Below are 1162 nucleotides of genomic sequence, written 5' to 3'. Positions count from 1 at the left end.
AAGAGCCTTGCGCTGAACAGCCGTAGGTTTAAAAACTATGTTAGTATTCATATCTCTGTATTCCGCTCCTAGCCATTTGTTATCTATCCCCCGCCATTATTCAAATTACAAGGCGTAAAACAGCCCTGCCCTTCCTTGCCGTATGATTTCACCTTTTTTTCTTCGGTATGCGTTTTCTCTTGAGCGGATTTATGTTTTTCCCCCTCCGCTTCAAGACGGATTGACCTTAAAGAACGCATCCGCTCCGCCAGTTTTTCCCTCTCCTCGCTTGTTTTCGCCTTAACAGCCGGATGCCTGCCAAGCCAGTTTTCTTCGGCGGTTTTTCTTTCCACGTCCGTTGCGTCAGGGTCTATGCCGGACATCTTTTTCCCGATAACGCAACGCCGTTCAAGCATGGCAAGGGTAAAATATCCCGCTATAGCGGAAGCGCCTATTTTTGCGATTTTCCGCTGACGTTTAACCCATTCGGGAACGTCCTGCAAACGGCAGACAGGCTCATCGGCGAACCATACGGACTGCGCCGCCCTTTCGTCCTTTGGGCATATAGGCGCTGAACATTCTTCAAAGTATTTACATTTCATTCTTCAACGCCCCCGCTTTTTTCCCTTCCATCCAGTTTTCAATCTCGGACGGTTTGAACCGCACCGCCCTGTTTAATTTGTGAAAAGGTATTTCCCCATTCGCCACATATCGGTATATGGTCTGCACCGACACTTGCAACGCCGCCGCCGCTTCATTCACTTTCCAATAAGTTTCCATTTTTCCCCCTGCATACGTTAAAAATAAGTCCTGCCGTTTGCAGGACGTTCCCGAATGGGTTAAACGTCAGCGGAAAATCGCAAAAATAGGCGCTTCCGCTATTGCGGGATATTTTACCCTTGCCATGCTTGAACGGCGTTGCGTTATCGGGAAAAAGATGTCCGGCATAGACCCTGACGCAACGGATGTGGAAAGAAAAACCGCCGAAGAAAGCTGGCTTGGAAGGCATCCGACCGTTAAGGCTATAACTGGCGTGGAGAGGGAAAAATTAGCGGAGCGGATGCGTTCTTTAAGGTCAATCCGTCTTGAAGCGGAGGGGGAAAAACCCAATTCCGCTCGGGGGAAAACGCATAGTGAAGAAAAAAAGGTGAAATCATACGGCAAGGAGGGGCAGGGCTGTTTT

The 1162-nt window shown here is 49.0% G+C and carries 3 protein-coding genes; 1 reads left to right on the top strand and 2 read right to left on the bottom strand.

Features of this window, described 5'->3' with window-relative positions:
• Nucleotides 1–83 precede the first annotated feature (83 nt).
• A complete protein-coding gene (locus ACYVRH_RS13005) occupies nt 84–581 on the bottom strand; it encodes a hypothetical protein (RefSeq protein ID WP_461257324.1) in 498 nt (165 codons plus the stop codon).
• Nucleotides 571–759 carry a helix-turn-helix domain-containing protein gene (locus ACYVRH_RS13000; protein WP_461257323.1) on the bottom strand — a complete coding sequence of 63 codons (189 nt, stop codon included), beginning with the start codon at nt 757–759 and terminating at the stop codon, nt 571–573. Before ACYVRH_RS13000 ends, ACYVRH_RS13005 begins: the two co-directional genes overlap by 11 nt.
• A gap of 37 nt (nt 760–796) precedes the next feature.
• Between ACYVRH_RS13000 and ACYVRH_RS12995 the strand changes: the two genes are divergently transcribed.
• A partial coding sequence (locus ACYVRH_RS12995) for a hypothetical protein (RefSeq protein ID WP_461257322.1) occupies nt 797–1162 on the top strand: 366 nt, incomplete at its 3' end.

The organism is Treponema sp. R80B11-R83G3, assembly GCF_054786115.1.
The sequence above is the reverse complement of the archived record's forward strand: the minus strand, read 5'-3'. Positions and strand labels throughout refer to the sequence as shown.